This window comes from Allobosea eneae, assembly GCF_042657265.1.
In the GTDB taxonomy this organism is placed as follows: domain Bacteria; phylum Pseudomonadota; class Alphaproteobacteria; order Rhizobiales; family Beijerinckiaceae; genus Allobosea; species Allobosea eneae.
In genome coordinates this window covers 1-596 of sequence record NZ_JBHSLW010000140.1, presented here as the reverse complement: position 1 = coordinate 596, position 596 = coordinate 1, and the positions used below count along the sequence as shown (strand labels likewise).

Below are 596 nucleotides of genomic sequence, written 5' to 3'. Positions count from 1 at the left end.
CCGCCCTGGCCGGATAATTCTCGGAATCCCGACCGGTTAATTCTCGGAACAGTGGCCGGTTAATTATTGGATTACCCGGCCGGTCGCGTCGGAATCTGCACCAACACGGTCATCCGCCGTCGTCGACCGCCTTCAGGTCGTTCGATTAGGACCTCCTGACGGTGCTTTGACATGTCGATCGCTACAAGCACGGCGCCGGTGGGAGTAGAAAAGCGCTTGGTCATGGTCGGCCTCGCTCCAAAGTGTTGTCTCGACAACCTCACTTTAGAGACCTGCTGGTCGGCCATGACCGCCGTGACGGCACGCTGCGCTACGCAAGGCTTCACGCGCCGTCAGCCGACGGTTGAGCCCCTTCCCAATGTGCTACGGCACCGAGTTCACCTCGATGGCGATTCTGCGCTGGTGCCAGGAGACCGGCGTCGAGTGGCACTACATCGCCCCCGGCAAGCCAACGCAGAATGCCTTCGTCGAGAGCTTCAACGGACGCTTCCGGGATGAGTGCCTTCTGTAATCGGGGCTTGGGCGTCAAGCACGAACCGTGGTGCGCCGGCATGGGGTCACGCTTCTGTCCGCGGTCGCTGTGCGCCGCACGATGG

2 pseudogenes are annotated in these 596 nt (G+C 61.9%); one reads left to right on the top strand and one right to left on the bottom strand.

Annotated elements, in window-relative coordinates:
- Positions 1-101 precede the first annotated feature (101 nt).
- Positions 102-224 (bottom strand): annotated as a pseudogene (locus ACFPOB_RS31160) (IS110 family transposase); the annotation flags it as partial.
- A gap of 143 nt (positions 225-367) precedes the next feature.
- On the opposite strand from ACFPOB_RS31160, the pseudogene ACFPOB_RS30855 reads away from it, so the two are divergent.
- A pseudogene (locus ACFPOB_RS30855) lies at positions 368-505 on the top strand (integrase core domain-containing protein); the annotation flags it as partial.
- Positions 506-596 lie beyond the last annotated feature (91 nt).